The following is a 16682-nucleotide window of genomic DNA, read 5'->3' on the forward strand; positions in this document are numbered from 1 at the left end:
CTCTGATCCGGCGTGCTTGGTTTCGTCCAGACCCATGACTACTTCGCCTAGGTATCTTCTGCCGCGGTGCGCGATCCGATCCTGCCACCTTGCCGGCTGCTAATGTGAGCCAGTCAACCTTTCCTGAGGAGTTCTCCAGCGCCGAAGATGGTCGAGTGCCGATCCCTCATCGAATAACTCTCGGGCCGCCTCCAAGCGCTGTGTGAGGTGTTCACGCATCGAAGGTTCGAGCTTCGACAAATCCGCTTCTATTTCTGTGAGGAACTGCTCAATGTTGCGCGCCTCTGCCCATCGAGCAATGAATTGAAGCAGATCCTCTTTGCTCTCTTTCAGCGCAGCAACCGCTCGACGTTCAGCATCTTCCTTCAATCGCTTCTGGCGATCTAATTCCCACTCCCTGCGCTGAGCTTCTGCGCGTTGCTTCTCCTCAACAACCAAGCGAGCAATCTCATTCGCACCAACCTCAAGCTCCTGGATGATTTCCGAGATTTGGGAAATGAGCCCTTCTTCCTTTGACTCCTTCCAGCATCGCTTCCAGTTGGTACCGGGATAGGGAGAATAGGCTTGCAAACAAAGCCTTCCCGTCGCGAACTCACGGGTCGTCGTCCACGTGTGATCGACGCTGCGCCGGCGCTTCGGAACAACATATTCAGATTCGCGTATGTATTCCCCGTTGACGTAGCGTGCTTGAGCCGACTCAGACATCTCAATAATCGTTATGCCTATAGCGACAGTCCCGACATATACCACCGTGCATCGCAAAGGTGACCAAAGATCCTGATGATGGTATCCATGATCCCGTTTGGGTGGATTCTCCCGCTCGTCGATCGACGCTCTATGCAAAATTTGACCGTGCGGCGCGATGGCCACATGAAATCCGTGGCCTTCCAGTTCAAGAAATAACTGATTTGCTAACGTCAACGCACGATCAAGACCCATCTGGGTGACGGCAAGGTCAACCAGAAGCTTCTTCGCCGGCTTCAGATATTTAGGGTAACTGTAAGAGGAAACACGTCCGCTTTCGAACAGTTCCCTAGCTCCTCTGATGAGGCCATGCTGACCTGATCGACGAGTTGGCGATTTCGTTCTACTCAGTGACATCGACTTACCGACCTCGCTTGGCGGCTGAGGCAATGCGGAGGGCGAGGTAGCGTATCCATCTCTATTCCAGGTTTGCTCGTCGCCCGGCCGCACATCCGGCAGCGGAGGAATTTTTAACTGGATGCCAACAGCGAGCTTTGCCCAGTATCCACGCGCTGGACGTGGTACGCGAAGCTTTGTGCAAACACGGGCCAGATAGCTTGACGAAACCTTATATTCAGCCGCTATCTTCGTCATTGGTTGTGACCACACGAGTTCATACAATTTCTCTCGTGTTAGCGATACCTCGGAGCTCTCACGGATACTATCGGCGTTCGGCCCCAGAGCATCTTGTAAAGCCATACTGACTCTCCTCGCAAATATGTCTGTTCACTCCATCAAGCCCTAAACGTTCCGTCCACGAGAACAGCCTCATCCGACGAAAAGAGTTCATAGAAGCTGCGACATCGCTCAACCGAATGATAAGTTGGTGGCATCAAGCCATGGCCGGAGACTCTGCTGCACTATCCTCATCTCCCTCTAAGGCTGCCTCATAAGCGATTTGCTGCCTGAACCACTTATCGCGCAGTTCCGGGTCCGACTCGATCTGACGCGCAATCGCAAGACTATCGCGATACTGCGCCGCAGCAGCCGTCATCGTCCACGACACGTTCAGCCCCATGTCCTCGACGGTTGCCCGTAGATCCGCGAGGCCCACACGGAAGAACTCCTTGCGCGGATTCACCTTATTAACCTGCGCCTCGAAGAACTTGCGATGCAACGTCCGCTCGAGCTCCGGAGCATCCTCCGACCAAATCATCGCATGGACATCGAACGAGAACGGCACGCTCGCATCTCCCAGCTCTCGAACGCGATCCAACGGCTCAAGACGGCGCGTTAGGCCAACCTTGTAAACATGCTCGCCGAACGAGCCGATGTTGGAAATGATGTAAACGTGACCAGCTTTCGTTTGTTGCGCCATCGAAAGCGCACGCTGGTTCTTCTCTTCGGCTTGTCGCAACCTTTCTTCGAGCTCGGCAAGCTGAGCCTGAAACTGCGCTTTCTGCTCTTTCGTTGCTCGAGCAATCTGACTTTGCGCCTTCTCCATCGCACGGCGAATGAGGTCTTGCTCCTTCGCAGCATCACGCATTGCACGCTCATACTCTCGGCGAGCCTTCTCCTCCTCACGCATCTGCTCACGGATCTGCCGCTGTTCCTCCTTCTCGCGCTCGCGAAGCTCGTACGTCCGTACCGCCCAGATCAGCTCGTCAATACGCGCGTCAACGTACTCCTTCAAAATCCGTGCATTCCGGAACGCGGTGCCGTTGTGGTTCACCAGCGCAGCGGCGTCCTTGATTTCCTGTTGCAGCGTGCCGAAGTTGTCTACTTTAGCGCGCGAGAGGATGGAATCTACCTTCCCGTTAAAAGCGTCCACCACAAACCTGATCGCAGTATCACGGCGGATTTTCTCCACGTAATCGCACTCGGCAGCCCGTTTCTGTGTTGCCATCAATTTCGAGTAGTCGCGCGCAACTTTAAGTTGCTTTCCGGCCTCCGTATGCGAATAGGTTTCAGCCAGGTCATCGAGCAAACTATGACTGGGAATCATGTATGAATCCCCGTAGCCGTCAATGACGTTCTTCATGGCCGCCACAGTCGCGGTTAGGCGATCGGCATCCTCCAGCGCACGGAGAGCATCGCCACCGATTTCCTCCGCACGCGCACGAGCGTCCTCGATAACCTTTGCTGCTTGCAAGCTCGCGCGCGAAATCATCTGCTCCGCCTCGCCACGCTTCTGCTTGGTTTCAGCCGTCGCTTCTGCCAGCAAACGCGTCGCCTCTTCTATGGCAGCCGTAACCGACGCCGCGGACTTGCTCTCAGCGAAGTTCAGAATTTGAGCAGCTTCGAACCTGATGCGGTCAGCCTCAACCACAGTGTCGCGTATGCCGACAAACTTGGAGAGCGAGTCTCTGTCCGCCGTCGCTGTCGCCAGCTGCTCTCGCAAGTCAGCAATTTCGTGAGCGTTCGTAGCATCGTTTTCCTCCTTCGCTGTTCGCAATGCTTCGAAGCGCGTAGCGAGGCCGGCGGCCTCCTTCTTGATCGCTGACAATGCTTGGGTGGCCACGGAGTATCGCCACATCAGCAAGGCGAAGAAGATGACAAGAATTGTTAGAGTTAAAGCCACGGTCTCTCTCAAGGTTCTGCGTGCCGTCGACTCTGGTAGCGGTCCTGGCACACCCATTTGACTTTTTTCACAGGCGCTACTTTGCCACGTTCTCGTCGCAAATACTTGAGAGGAGCTCAAAATGCCAGGACCGAATCCCGAGGTATAGCTCGAACGCGTCGGCCGAATAACCTGTGACGCGCAAACATGTCTGGATATAGTGAAAGCCGTTCACACACGCGGCACTACGGGGCACACACCACGCATACAGCTCTCGCCCGTTGTCCATAGTTTCGTTCCAGCCACCGGCCGACTATGCCGCCGTGAACAATTCGATTACTTTGCGGACGACGAGCCACGCTTCAATTCGTTCGATGACCGTCAGCGAAACGCAAGCACATCACTGGACAAATTTTCTTCTAACAAGGGTATTTTCGCGTTGATGCATTCGAACTGAGATGGCATGATTGTCAAAAAATCAGTCAGTCGATTCGTGACCAAGCTCACCGCCGGGCCCAGGAAGCCGTGCGATGTTGCAACAGGGGATTCGAAAAATGCATATTCCAATTAAGGCTGTATCTGCGGGTCTGCCGGCCGACGTTCAAATCGGCCCACCCACACCAGCAACCATGGCTTCAACTGCCAACAATGCGATTCCAAAGTTAAAAGACCGCACAACCGAAGAATTGATTATTGCACTCGTTGGCCCGGTAGGATCGGGTTGCACAACAGTGGGAAATCAAATCGGTGAAATTTTAGAACACTCTTACGGATATGCGATCGAAAAATATAAGCTCAGCGAGCTAATTAGCGATTACGCCCACTTGGTGCATGAAAAAAGCGCAGCGACCATGACAGGTGCCGCTCGCGTTAAACATCTCCAGAAGGTTGGGGATAGTCTGCGTCAAAGCTTCGGACACGGCTATCTTGCCGCAAAGGCAATCGAAAAAATTGCCGAAATTCGAGATAAATTTGGCACACAAAAGACGGCCGAAGGAAATGAAGTTCCTGTTAGCCAGAGACGAATTCACATTATAGACTCACTGAAGAATCCGGAGGAGTTGAAACTTCTTCGCGACACTTATGGACAAATGTTTTGGGTCTTCGGCGTATTCGCCCCCGAAGCAGTCCGCAAAGATCGTCTGCAGCACGTACAAGGATTAGAACCCGACAAGCTAAACGAAATAATAAAAACAGATTACGACGAGGCCGAAAAACGCGGACATGGTCAAAGTGTTCGAGACGTGTTTCATGAGGCTGACTTCTTTGTCAGAAACGACCAGTCTACTGAAATTGATCTAAAAAATTCCCTGAATCGATATATCGACATCCTATTTGGCTATCCGATCCATACTCCAACGACCGATGAATCATCGATGTACGCTGCGCATGCAGAAGCAGCAAAATCCGCCTGTATGTCTAGACAAGTAGGGGCTGCAATTACCGACTCTTCCGGCCATGTGATTGGACTTGGAAGAAATGACGTGCCTAGATTTGGTGGAGGCCTCTACAGCGAGGAGAATGAAGGGAACGACCATCGATGCTTCAAATGGTCTGGGCATTGCTGCCATAACGATCGGAAGAAGGAGAAACTATATGATCAGATCGCTCGCAAGCTGATCGAAAGAAATTTGGTCGTAGACCCGGCGCTCAAGGACGCGATCATCTCTGCGCTAAAGGAAACCGACGTAAAGCAACTAATCGAATATTCGCGAGCCGTCCACGCCGAGATGGATGCAATCGTCTCAGTGGCCAGGGCAAACAAACCCGGGCTTCTAGGGGGCACATTGTACGCAACAACGTTTCCGTGCCACTCCTGTGCGCGACACATTGTCGCCAGCGGCATCGCGAAAGTTCTATATATCGAACCGTATCCGAAGAGTCTCGCGTTGGACCTCCACCGCGACGCAGTCTCGGAGGACAGCAAGGATGCAGCCGAAAAAGTAGTATTTCTGCAATACTCCGGCGTGGCACCGAAGAACATGCTCGCTTTGTTCAACGCGAAGTTGACACGGAAAGACGCCAGTGGAAAACTACGCTCGTTTGACAGGCGCACTGCATCCCCGTTGGTCGCTGTCTCGTTGGATGACTTCCCGACCCATGAGAAGTACGTTATCGCGGAGTATGCGCAACATGAAAGAGACGCAACGTCCGGAGAGCAGGCAGCTCTCTTTGAAGCTTGATGTGCCTGAGTCAACTCGCGTGCCGAAGCAGCCGCAGCAACCGAGCGGTGGGAATCTTGTGCGTTTCCCGAATTCTGCACCCACAACGTCGTTCCAGCGACGCGTCATCGAACAGTTGCTCCGTACACGGGTGATTGCGAAGTAATTTCGCCTCGTTCGAGACCTCTTAACGGGTCTCGAACACTTGAATCGTGACGTAGAGTGCATCAGCGTCTCGCCCCTCTGTAGACCCCGGCCATCGTCGTAGACGTTCGTATCAGAATCCAGTCGCACCAATCAGCGTATGCTATAAATGTGCAAATAGTGTGCACCCAGCAATCTGCTATGGATCCTGACGTCCCCTGCGACTCAACGTCACCTAGCGGTTTCGACCAGTTCACGGCGTCCTCGAGGGATTCGGAGGGCGCCACGCCGATCGTCTCAGCACGACGCTTCGCGACCGCCTTGCATATCGATATGCAAACACTCGCACGGCTGCCCCATGTCCATGGCAATGGTGGGCCGCCTTGCAGGCTCCGAAAGCGTTCAGAAGCTCCTTCGGGACGCGCTTCGGATCATCCGAGCAGCTACCGAATCTCCGGCAACGTGCAGCGGGCACTCTTCTGGTACCGCAATGAACCGTTGCCGACCGTTGATTACAAGACCGCTGAGCAGCTCGTGTCAGAGGGGCGCACTGAAGACCTGCTACGTTACGACACATCGCTCGAGAGCGGTGCGGCGGGATAGGATCGGGTACACCCGTTGCGGGTCTGCGAGATAATGACTATTCTCATGTCTTAGTCGATCTATGCTCGGCGAAAAAAACAGGGAGCGGGGCTTACCGGCTTGGACGTGGTTCCGCGGTATGTTCTCGCCCCACCTCTTCAAATGCCCGCTTGATGAGCGGGCACTCGCGCTCACTTCACCGCAAATCCACTCGAAAATTATGCATTTCGGCCCCGCGCGCACCACGGACGGTAGTTCATGGATCTCCGTATCGGATTTAGACTGAATCGTGACCGGTGTCCGTGTCGCACAGTATCGGCCACAAGCGGCTACTTGGGCTCATGTCGTGAATCGCCGCTTCCGGGGACGGATCTTACTTAAAGCCGTGCCCACACAGACAACCTATCAGCCTCAATCAGCTGCCTCTGTAAGTGGACGATTGCGCAAGTCTCTGCCTCGCGCGACGACCTCGCTCGCAAGGTTAATGCGCTGAATGTAGATCAAGTCACCAAGTCCTGAAGGAAATTCGTAAGCGCCTTCTTGGGGTCGTCCTCCTCTGAAACGATCATCTCGATCCCCCAATGGCTCAAAACTTCTTGGGCGACCGGGTTGGGACGATTCGTGAAGATGTAGGACTTCGGCCTTGCGGACGCAAGGGTAGAACGTTCCCACATTTCGGTCAGGCGATAGAACAGTAGCCGAATGTTGAGATCGTTCAGGCTGTAGCCGATGAAGAGAACCGAACTGCCCAGTACGTCGTTGCGGAGCTTAATATCAAGCGGTGTATCAAAGTTTAACCGATGAAAGTAGCTGGTCTCATCAAGGACGATCGACTCATCTGCGTCGAAATCGCCATGGAACTTAATGATCTGCCGGCGTCCATCCGTGACGGAAACTAGATCGGAAACTCTGGCGATTTTATCGTACTTCACATTGAACGCATCGTGGGCAAATTCCAGCCATCGATCGTAGTTAGTGGTATAGATCCGGGAGAATTTTCCCTGGGTGATCAGCCTATGGATGTCGGACTTCGAGATGTCCGTTGTCGGTTTATGCCATTCACGGTCCATCCAACTGCGCAGCGCCCCGAGCCCACCCATCTTCTTCTTGTAAAACTCTGCGAGGGCCAAATGACTGCCGTAAGTAGAGAAGATTTTCGGGTCGTAACCAAGCTCTTTCGCGATGCGCGCAATCAATGCGTCCCAGTTCGGCAGACCAAGGTTGGCCGACACCCCGGCGCCTACAAACAGCATCAGCTTGCCGGTGCGATGCGCATCATGCAGTTGATCTTTCATTTCGTGCCCTTCGCGGATTTGAGGTGAGCGGCAAACAGGTCCAGTGCTTTGCGACGCATGGAGATGTCGTCCTTGGCCGCCCCCATCTCAGCAAACGTCTGTGAGCTGCCATCCGGGACGAAGACACAGTCCCATTGGAAGTGAGTGGGACCAGCGGGTTTACGAGGTACGGTCCCGTCGATCGCACCCACGAATGTATGGATTTCCCGCCCATCGCAGTACCCGAGAATCGTCTTAGCAGTAACCTTGGCGTCGCCAAGTCCTGCAACGAGGTCCGCGAAGCGATCCGCCTGCAACCGGTCCCAGAATATCTGAGTCAATCCTGCGGGAAGTCCATTGAGGCCACTCAAATACAAGCCGGTGTGCTCAACGAACAGCGGGCGACCGATGGCCTCGAACGCCTTGGTCAGCTTGTCCCGCACCAAACTCTCGACATCTTCTGTCTGGAGCTCCTCGATTTTCTTCGACACCGGCACAATGTCCACTCCTACGGGGGCAAGGATCCGCTGCACCTCTGTGATCTTGTGTGCATTGCCGGACATGAATCGGATTTTCAATTTAGACCCTTCATGAATGAGTAGCGCTTGGCTACTTCGTACTGCTGTCGCATGTCACTGATCGACAGGCCTTCAGCCATCGCGGCGACTTGATCGTCCGCAAGGCCACGGTGGTGGATTGCGGGGTTATCCGAGCAAATGACAAACGGTACGCCATAACGCCGGAACTGTTGAAGCGGGTGAGCCTCGTTCGCAGGAACTGCACCCGTGAGCCGATTGCTAATCGGGCACACCTCGACGCAGATGTCCCTGGCAGAAAGAAGGTCCAGCAGCTCTGGATCCTTGCCAGCTGCTGTCCCGTGGCCAATACGATCTGCTCCGAACAGTTCCACGGCAGACCGGACGTTCTCAACACGGCCTGTTTCACCGGCATGGATTGTGATCCCGAGCCCGAACCTGTCTTTGGCCTCCCGAAAGAACGAGGGCAACTCCGTCGGATACGCGATTTCTTCATCTCCGGCCAGGTCAAGCCCAATCACGTCCTTCGGCTCACCAAGGTCCTGGTATGCCTGGAGAAGGGTCGATAGGTTAACCGCGCTGTAGTCACCACGCGTCACCGTGAGGATCAGGCCGCGACGGATACCATGGTGCTGCGCAGCCTCCCCGGTTGATTCGATCAGGCGCTCAAGCGCCTGCGCTGGCGAACACTTCTGAAGTGCTGCGAGGTAAAGAACGCTGCTTCGGAGTTCGACGAACCGCACGTTGTTTTCCGCCAGGCCCGCAACGACCGCAAGGGTGAGACGGTCGAGGTTCTCGCGCCTCCGTGGAAAGAGTCGCAGAACTTGCCAAGGCATCAGGTATTCGGCCAGCGACTGGCAGGGCGTTGACCGAACCAGGTCTCGCTCAAGTTCGAATCCAGTCGGCAACACGGTCCCTTCGTCGGCGAGGATCTCTCGAATCTTCGACGTTGGAATCGCGCCGTTCATGTGCACATGAAGTTCGCCCCGGTGGGGTACATCCACGCCTTTCCCGTCTTCGCCTGCCTTCTCGGCGACACCGGCATCGGCCAGCATCCCTGGCAGATCTAGTTGCCGTTGATCCAATCGTTGTTCCCCGCATTCCGCTTATCGAGCGCCCCGCTCGTCTTTGAGTATCCTACGCGTGTTCGGATTGTAACGTCTCCTCGCAAATCTATAAGTAGTCGATCGTTCGCAAACGTTACATTTCGACCTCGATAATCCTATTATAGTAACCGCAACAAATGCGCCTCACTTCGACCATGGTCGATTCTTCATCCTCGCGGGGCGAGGCATAGATGCGATACGAATACTCAACCATGCAAGAGCCCGCGCAGAGCGTGCTGTTGACCAAACCCACCACGAATTCATTAAATAATGCGCTTCACTTCAATGTTACGTGTCCACGACGGACAGCCCAGAACCATCCCCGATCCGTTGATTCCTGGCTTTAGCGAGTCTGCGTTCTATGATGCTTTCATGGCGCATGGAGACGGGTCGCCAGAAGATCTCAATATCTACAATTTTGGCGCCCTCGTCGCTAGTCGAGTTGATCGCATATTTATGACTCTAGAGCAAGTGGAGCGAGAATGTCGACGATTCACTTATGACGAGGTCGCAGAAGCAGTTGTTGTCTTCTTACATCGTACACAAGTGCAAGTGTTCTCGGATTACCAGGCCGCACTCGAAGAAATCACAACAATTTCTAGAGAGGCACTGCAAGGATTACGCACATCAGTCGATGAGCATGGAAGCCGGTTTACCGCCCAAGAGATTTTGCAGGCGGCCGTGGATGGAGCTCGGCATGTGTTGAAGCATGCACGCGGTAACAAAGGATTCGGTGGCAAAGGCAACGAGCGCGGAATCGATGATCTTCAAGCAGTGCTGCCTATTGTTCTTAAGTTAGGAAGCCAATTCGAGTCGTTACGCAGTCAATGGAACAGCGTCCTCTGGGGAGAAGCTCGTGTCTACGTCGATGTTAGGCCACCCTACCAGTACCACATCGACAAATACGTCTCCCGGCGCGAGTTTCTAGCGAGTGTCGATCTTGCTCGGCGTGAGTCTGTTATCGCTCGCGACGCAGATGAGATGAAAGGTCAAGCCAGAGTTGGCGAAGCACTTGCAAGAAAAGTAATAATGCGCGACAGGAAAGGTCCGGGGTGCTCGCCACTCACGGTGCTCAGCGCTGGCGCAATGCCACCGGAGTTGCGGGAGATAGCTATCCAATTGGCGGTGGCGCACTCCACCTTACTCGATCGCCAAGTCGAGTTTTTCCTCAATGCGACCCACGAATCCTTGAAAGGAATGACATATCGAAAGGTTCTTGATGCCTGGTATTGTTTGACACTGCTGGCGCTCGTTGACTGGCATTCGGCGCACGAAGATCCAACTCAAGTTGAAAATACCTCGATCGCACAACTGACCAGAATTTCAATAAACGAGTTGGTCAACGCAATGTCCCTCGTATTGGAGGTCTCGCCAGCAGATGCAAAAACGATCCTGAACTTCCTGACTTATCAAGGCGGCCATCAAACTCTTTGGTCAAGACCGCTTCTCGTTACCTCCGACTTCGTGCTGCCTTTGTGGTGGCCCCTCCAGGCAGGTCATCTTATGCGGCTCGTCGACAGTTGGGGAGGCGCTAAGGGTTCTAAGGGTGCGCAATATTCTGACAAAGGACACGAGTATGAAGACTTGATCGGTGATCTGTTACATCGCCTGAGTCGCTATCGTAATGTGTCTATACCATTCACCGCTCTCGGACCGCGTCTGGCCATAAAGGAGATTGCAGAAGACGGAAACGAGGTCGGAGATGTTGATGCGGCTTTCATCGTGGAGAAGACGCTCTTTATTCTCGAGTGTCGTTCGGTGGGATACCCGGCTGAGGCCTATGAGTTCTGGTCTGTCAATGACGCACTGGAGGACAAAATTCGTCAGGTAACCAGAAAAAAGAACTACATAGCCAAAAACCCAGAAGTGGTCGTGTCGTGGGCACGTAAGTTGCGAATCGATTTACCTATCGAGCCCATCGAAAGAGTTGTCTCAGTGGTCGTATCTAACTCATTTTTACTCGAGGGCGAGCGCAAGGAAGAACCTTACTTCGTGCATCTCGATACTTTGTTTAATTTGCTTCTGACGGGAAAAAGTATCTTCGGCGGGGGTCTTGACCAAAATAACCAGGAAGTTGAATTCCATGTTGATTTCCGAATGCAAGCGGTTTCAGTAGCAGACGCGATCATACAGGCGCTGCAGAGCCCCGCTAAGGCCGAAGCCTACAAGGCCAGTGTTGTTCCTTTCGAGGTCAAGATCCCGCCATTTGACCATACAGACGCGACCGGTTTCGTTCGTAGCCCGGCCGTGGAGCTTCCGTCCGCCCTTGCCGAAATCGAGGCGCTGCTGAGGCGTTGCAGCTTCTCACCTTACATTTCGCACGTCACTGTGGGAAGGTAAATTCCAGCCAAAGGCCGGCTAACAACTCGATGGTCTGAGCGGCGAAATTGCTGCATTTCGTCGCTCCCGGACGAGCATTAAGCACCGGTAGCAGTACATCGTGCCGCTGCCGGCCGCCCCCGCTAAAATTGCGCACTGAAAGCTATACGCCCATATAAATCGGGAAAAAAATGCCGACAGCAACAAAGTGTAAGCTGGAGCAGAGGGAAATCAACGTTCGAGAGGCGATTCAGCTTAGGGAAATCGCTCGATCGGACGACCGGCCAATACCGGCGTTCATTTGTACAGAATGCGGTCGACCGGTCCGTCCGCATCGAGGCGGTGGCCACACTCCCCCTCACTTTGAACACTTGCGTCGCAACAAAAATTGCACGTTGAGCCACAAAGCAACGCATAAAAATAGCACGGCAATGAAGCATGTTGGCCCGATCGACACGGCTGAGCTAGCACGCCGAACTGCAGGAGGAGACGACTATATCCGCACCAAAGACGGGAAGGTTAAAGGGCTTGCCCTTCGCCTTGACATAAACGAAGAAGCCCCTGAGATCATCGTTGTTGGGAGGGGCCCACGCATAGAACACCGCGCGAAGCTGTTACTCGATACACCGCACGGCGTCCCTACCTACGTTAAGCGAGGTAGCAATGCGTGGGCATACATCGGCGACTACAGAGCAACGGCCTATAGGACAGATAGGTCGACCATTGAGCAGCACCGTGGCGAGCGCAGAACCGACGACGTCGCAGGCATCTTGTTTCTGGAATCCGTCAGATCTGTTTCTGTAACCGCACACGGAGGTGGGTTCGCCGACCCGAAAACTCGACGGGAGATTGAGTTGGCGGCTATCCGGTACGTTACGCAAGAGCTGAAACGCCAAGGTTTCGCGGTCGAGGACCGTCAGCGAGAGAACTGCGGTTACGACCTGCACGCTCAACGCGGGAAGGAGGAACTTCTCTACGAAGTGAAGGGTACAGATGCGGCCGCCCCGCGGTTCTTCATCTCGCGAAACGAGCGCAATTGCTCAAGGTTGAATAAGAACTGGCGTCTCGCGATTGTGACGTCTGCACGCGCAAATCCGAGGCTGCTCATTTTGACGTCAGCGGAAATGGAAGATCGATTCACCTTCGAGTGCCTCGCCTGGGAAGGTACGGAAACAACGCCGACAACGTGAAGGAAGTCCGCTTTCAGAGGAGCACTAAGGGAATCGAACGTACACGCGCAAGCGGCGCAAACCACTCTTCCGGGCCGACAGCCGCCTCGATTCGGACGCAGTGCTGTCAGCATTCGCAGCAGAGAAACGACCCTTGCAAGCACCCCGCAGTCGGCTGACTGCTCCGGTGGCGCGTGACGACACAGAGCCTTCTGATCTAGCGTGCGGCAGCGACATCTGGCTCAAAAGCTCAGAAATAAATGGCAGATGACGATGCTGCCGTGGGCAGGCGCCTTCCCGGCGGGGCGCTTGTGCTCGGTGTCGAACTCGGCGTCGCTGAAGGAAGCAGGGCTACGCACAAATTGACCTGCAGGGTTTGCCACCATGCCAAGAGCCGCCTGAGCTGCCGCTGACGACAGGTACGTCCTCAATGCCGGCACGCAGTCGGATGTCGGTTTCAGCAACATGCCGGCCATCAATGCAACCGGCTGACCAACGCTATAGTCGCCCGTTACGAACCGCTCCATGCCGTCGGCGCCGGTATAGGCGTTGCGACGAGTCTTGGTGTGGTCGATCTTCTTAAATTCGAACACCAGTCGCAACGCCGGCTGCAGTCGATCCGAAAAATACTGGATATCCGTCCGGCGTCGTTTCACCACCTCAAAGCCACCCGTCGGCAAACGGACGATAGATCCTAGCCGGTCCTCATAGGTCCAATTGCCCGTGAGGCCCGCCCCAGTCTTCGCAGTCCGGATGTACTCACCTAGCAGTTCCGTGAGCGTATGCTCCTTCTCCTTTCCGTGGAAAGTCTGGGCGCTGTCCCTTACCAGTTCGCGCCATGCCTCGCAGAGCACCTGAACCACCTTTTTCGCATCGCTCTTGCCAAAAGCGCGTTGCCAGTCGCTGAGGTTTTTTGTTTGCATTGAGGAGATAGATCAGCAGTTGCCTGTTGTCGCCGATACAATCCGCGCCGCATCGCGGCGGGCCTGCCGACGCAGCCACAAGCGCTGCGCTACCGGTTTAATCAGATACGCTGTATTGCCCGAGACGATCAGAGTGTCGGGCACGAAGTGCATGCGCTCCTGCAACTCGACTGTCAGCAACTGCGCCTCTTTGAGCTTGCGCAGAATGGCGTCGACCACAAGGTTGGCTTGTTGACCGGTCGGCTTGGACTCAGCCTTTTTGTGCAAATTCACCTGAGCCACGGCAAGCGCCCCTGTATGCCGCTCGTCGGTGTAGTACACGTTGACGTCAAAGCTACCTTCGCCGTCACCTGCATCCCGCCAGGCGTTCAGCTCGTTCTGCAACGCATCGGCGTAGTGTTCGGCCACGGCATCGGACACACGCTCCATCGCGAGTTCGTAGACGCGCGACATCCCATATGGCCGCGTGGCGGGAAGAATGACGTCGACCGTCTCCTTGACGATGGCTTGCGCATCATGAGGTAGATCGAAGTAATCTTTGATGTACTTCTCGACCTTTGCCCGCATCTTTTCCCAAGCGCGAGGCCGAGTGAAGTCGTCGCGCTGCTCCAGCCATCTGGAGATCGCCGCAACCTTGCCCACGATCCGCCGCGCCTTTGCAGGATCAGCATGTCGTTCTGGTGGATAGAACGGAAACTGTTCGATGTCCTTTAGCGATACTCGATCACGATCACTTAACAGCTGATAGACCTGGGTCACCATGAGATAGCGGACCAGATCTGACCTCAGGTAGAAGGCAGCAAATCGCAGCAGATCTTCATCCTCTGGAGGGCCTCCGATTACGCCCACACTGCTCATAAAGGACGCCGGGGTCGCTAGGAACGCGGCCCGGATGCTCCTGTCCGGAGCGGGACCATCGGGGAAGAGGATGCGTGGACCGGAGAAAAATTCGATCAACGAGGCGTCAAGGCTCGGAAGCGTCGGCATTTCATCGCGCGGAAAGGCGTCTAGATCTGCGTCGGCAATCACAGGGCACCTATACAGATGCTCCGGCCTGAGGAACTTCATCTTCCACAGCGGCGCGCTGCTGACGTGCTTCTCGACCTCCACGTACGAATCGACACGATGAAATCCCTTTCTCCGGCTCCACCGCTTGTGTTTGCCACGCAGCAAGTCGCCGAAAGTACCGCGAAGGCGAAGTCGTGCCCACAGGGCCATATCGAACTCGTCGCCCCACATGCGGGTGACCAGTTCGCGGTTGGACCGCACGATGGCCTGCGTCTGGACTTGATGGCGATCAACACCATGCAGCGAAATCCGGCCGAATGCTAGGCCGACATCAGCCTTCGGCACCCAGTACTCGAACTTCTCCGTCGGCGGCACAATCCACTCGTCGTGCTCGCTGAGGATACGCGGGCTGGCCAGCAACACGATGCAAGAAGCCCTGCCCTCGTCGAACAGCAGTTCCTTCAGGTCGCCGAAGTTGATCAGCCGCAGCCACCGCACCTGCGTCAGCCAAGCTGACAGGAACTCTTGGCTCGTCGGCTTGAGCAACAGCGTCATCGGCAAGATGACGCACATGCGTCCTTCGGGCACCAGACACTCGCGCGCTCGCCAGACGAAGTCAGCGGCAATCTGCCGTAGTGGTCGCGGATAGCCTTGCTCGGCAGCCCACTCGTCCGCGAGCCCGGTAGACTCCCCGTCCGGCTCACTCCATGGCGGATTACTGAGAAACAAAGTGAACTTGCGCTCGTTGGCCAACGGGTTTTGAGCGGAAAAGAAGTCGCCTTTGTCGGGGCCGCAAAAGAGATTGAAATCCCGAAGTGGGGGAAGCTTGACGTTCTCGTCCTCACACAGCGCCACGATGTCAGTAGGCTGGAGCTGTTCGAGCAACGAGAGGTAGAGGCTGAACGCCGTGACGCGGCAAGCGGCCTCGCTCAGGTCGCTGCCAAAAATTTGAGTCTGGAGTAGCTCTATCCGGTCGCGCAGAGACAACTGCCGTTGAGCTTTGGCCTCGGCAGCGCCGATCAACCGGCGGAAAGCCGTCGTCAGAAGAATACCCGAGCCGCATGCACCGTCGTAGATTCGCTCTGCAAGCAGATCCGTCGAATTCGTCAGTGCCTGCGACACCACCACGTTGGCGAGATGCCGGGGCGTGTAATAGGCAGCCAGTTCCTTTTTCCTATCGCCAAGAAATGATTCATAGATGCCGGATAGCAGCTCGACGGGGATGTAGCGGAAGTTATAAGGGAATAGACTTGGCTGTGCGTTCGCCACATCCGTTGCGCGCAAGAAGTCCGCGATGACATCAAACCCTGCGTTGCCTAGGTCGAGCCATAAGGACTTTTTCTTTGCGTCAGGCTCCAGAAAGTCCCCGTTGAAATCATCTTTGAGGCTACTCAGCAGCTGTGCCAAGCCATCCCGATCACGACCGGTCACTAAATCCACAAACGTGCCGACCTTGTTCTTCGAGCGGTACGGTTCGTCGACGATGCCGCGATGCTCCAGGTAGGAGATGAATAGCGCTTGGCCGACTAGATATTGGGCAGCGCTCTTGCCGCACTCCCGTCCGTTACGCAACTTGCACGTTGCCAAGTCGCGCACGGTCAAGTTGAGGTTTCTCAACAGTTTGCGATCAACGCGGTCCTCCAGGCGGAACCAAGTCGGGAAACGCTCTCGCACATCGCCAGACAATAGGTCGGAGCAGGACCACGGGCCATTGACCTTCGCGTCAGCCAGCTTGAGCTTCGCCTGCGCCCCCGCGACTGCGGATGCTGGGTAGGCGGTTGCCATATCGAGATCAGCAACCAATACGACCGTGATTAACCCCTGATTCCAGATGCGCTGACGGAGTTGCAGGAGTTGGGCAGGGTCTTGCAGCGGGGAAGCCTCACCGCCGACGAAGAAGGTGATGGCGGGCACGCCATCGACGTCGAACACCGCCTGCGCCTGAATCTCTCCATTGGGGTTCAGCAGGTCCCTGAGCTCGGGCGCATAGGGATGATCTTGCGGCACTGGGTCTCGCGCCAGATGCAGCGACGGCGAAGCCTCAGCATAGCCGAGGGCACGCAACCACGGATCGAGACGTGTAGAAATCATGAGACCACAGGCCGAGAAAGACACGATTATGACAGCAGCCCATCCGCCGTGGGTGCCCCAACGCTACTATAATACAATACTTGTTAGATGTAGACTGAGCAATAAGAGTGCTCTACACTTTTTG

10 protein-coding genes and 1 pseudogene are annotated in these 16682 nt (G+C 55.2%); 4 read left to right on the plus strand and 7 right to left on the minus strand.

The window, feature by feature from the left end; genetic code table 11:
* Positions 1-99 precede the first annotated feature (99 nt).
* Together QZM15_RS09070 and QZM15_RS09075 are read right to left on the minus strand one after the other, a co-directional pair.
* Positions 100-1443: a hypothetical protein gene (locus QZM15_RS09070; protein WP_302106237.1), complete on the minus strand. Its 1344-nt coding sequence runs from the start codon at positions 1441-1443 to the stop codon at positions 100-102.
* A gap of 133 nt (positions 1444-1576) precedes the next feature.
* Entirely contained in the window at positions 1577-3205 is a 1629-nt protein-coding gene (locus tag QZM15_RS09075) for a DUF4041 domain-containing protein (protein ID WP_302106238.1), read from the minus strand.
* Between the two features lie 569 nt (positions 3206-3774).
* Between QZM15_RS09075 and QZM15_RS09080 the strand changes: the two genes are divergently transcribed.
* On the plus strand, positions 3775-5427 hold the full coding sequence (locus QZM15_RS09080; RefSeq protein WP_302106239.1) for an anti-phage dCTP deaminase: 1653 nt from the start codon (positions 3775-3777) through the stop codon (positions 5425-5427).
* A 324-nt stretch (positions 5428-5751) separates the two neighbouring features.
* Positions 5752-6153: pseudogene (locus tag QZM15_RS09085) on the plus strand (DUF2384 domain-containing protein).
* A 479-nt stretch (positions 6154-6632) separates the two neighbouring features.
* On the opposite strand, the gene QZM15_RS09090 reads toward QZM15_RS09085, so the two are convergent.
* From QZM15_RS09090 to QZM15_RS09100, 3 genes are read right to left on the minus strand one after another with little or no spacing between them, the layout of a single operon-like run.
* On the minus strand, positions 6633-7427 hold the full coding sequence (locus QZM15_RS09090; protein ID WP_302106240.1) for an SIR2 family protein: 795 nt from the start codon (positions 7425-7427) through the stop codon (positions 6633-6635).
* On the minus strand, positions 7424-7969 hold the full coding sequence (locus tag QZM15_RS09095; RefSeq protein ID WP_302106241.1) for a non-canonical purine NTP pyrophosphatase: 546 nt from the start codon (positions 7967-7969) through the stop codon (positions 7424-7426). Before QZM15_RS09095 ends, QZM15_RS09090 begins: the two co-directional genes overlap by 4 nt.
* Positions 7970-7980: 11 nt before the next feature.
* Positions 7981-8997 carry an adenosine deaminase gene (locus QZM15_RS09100; RefSeq protein ID WP_226227110.1) on the minus strand — a complete coding sequence of 339 codons (1017 nt, stop codon included), beginning with the start codon at positions 8995-8997 and terminating at the stop codon, positions 7981-7983.
* A 321-nt stretch (positions 8998-9318) separates the two neighbouring features.
* On the opposite strand from QZM15_RS09100, the gene QZM15_RS09105 reads away from it, so the two are divergent.
* Together QZM15_RS09105 and QZM15_RS09110 are read left to right on the plus strand one after the other, a co-directional pair.
* The gene (locus QZM15_RS09105) at positions 9319-11388 is read left to right on the plus strand and encodes a hypothetical protein (protein WP_302106242.1); all 2070 of its coding nucleotides are present in this window, start codon (positions 9319-9321) and stop codon (positions 11386-11388) included.
* A 410-nt stretch (positions 11389-11798) separates the two neighbouring features.
* A complete protein-coding gene (locus QZM15_RS09110; RefSeq protein WP_226227112.1) occupies positions 11799-12557 on the plus strand; it encodes a DUF3883 domain-containing protein in 759 nt (252 codons plus the stop codon).
* A gap of 221 nt (positions 12558-12778) precedes the next feature.
* On the opposite strand, the gene QZM15_RS09115 is transcribed toward QZM15_RS09110, so the two are convergent.
* Together QZM15_RS09115 and QZM15_RS09120 are read right to left on the minus strand one after the other, a co-directional pair.
* A complete protein-coding gene (locus QZM15_RS09115) occupies positions 12779-13459 on the minus strand; it encodes a hypothetical protein (protein WP_174391253.1) in 681 nt (226 codons plus the stop codon).
* 12 nt (positions 13460-13471) lie between these two features.
* Positions 13472-16558, minus strand: a complete 3087-nt coding sequence (locus tag QZM15_RS09120; RefSeq protein ID WP_174391252.1) for an N-6 DNA methylase — start codon at positions 16556-16558, stop codon at positions 13472-13474.
* Positions 16559-16682 lie beyond the last annotated feature (124 nt).

Origin of the sequence: Burkholderia sp. AU44665 (assembly GCF_030504405.1) — a bacterium.
Taxonomy (GTDB): Bacteria; Pseudomonadota; Gammaproteobacteria; order Burkholderiales; family Burkholderiaceae; genus Burkholderia; species Burkholderia semiarida.

What these genes read in the sequence shown, in the direction of transcription:
- QZM15_RS09070 (WP_302106237.1), bottom strand. Translation starts at nt 1,443, where the DNA reads ATGGCTTTACAAGATGCTCTGGGGCCGAACGCCGATAGTATCCGTGAG.
- QZM15_RS09080 (WP_302106239.1), top strand. Translation starts at nt 3,775, where the DNA reads ATGTTGCAACAGGGGATTCGAAAAATGCATATTCCAATTAAGGCTGTA.
- QZM15_RS09090 (WP_302106240.1), bottom strand. Translation starts at nt 7,427, where the DNA reads ATGAAAGATCAACTGCATGATGCGCATCGCACCGGCAAGCTGATGCTG.
- QZM15_RS09095 (WP_302106241.1), bottom strand. Translation starts at nt 7,969, where the DNA reads ATGTCCGGCAATGCACACAAGATCACAGAGGTGCAGCGGATCCTTGCC.
- QZM15_RS09100 (WP_226227110.1), bottom strand. Translation starts at nt 8,997, where the DNA reads ATGCTGGCCGATGCCGGTGTCGCCGAGAAGGCAGGCGAAGACGGGAAA.
- QZM15_RS09105 (WP_302106242.1), top strand. Translation starts at nt 9,319, where the DNA reads ATGCGCTTCACTTCAATGTTACGTGTCCACGACGGACAGCCCAGAACC.
- QZM15_RS09110 (WP_226227112.1), top strand. Translation starts at nt 11,799, where the DNA reads ATGAAGCATGTTGGCCCGATCGACACGGCTGAGCTAGCACGCCGAACT.
- QZM15_RS09115 (WP_174391253.1), bottom strand. Translation starts at nt 13,459, where the DNA reads ATGCAAACAAAAAACCTCAGCGACTGGCAACGCGCTTTTGGCAAGAGC.
- QZM15_RS09120 (WP_174391252.1), bottom strand. Translation starts at nt 16,558, where the DNA reads ATGATTTCTACACGTCTCGATCCGTGGTTGCGTGCCCTCGGCTATGCT.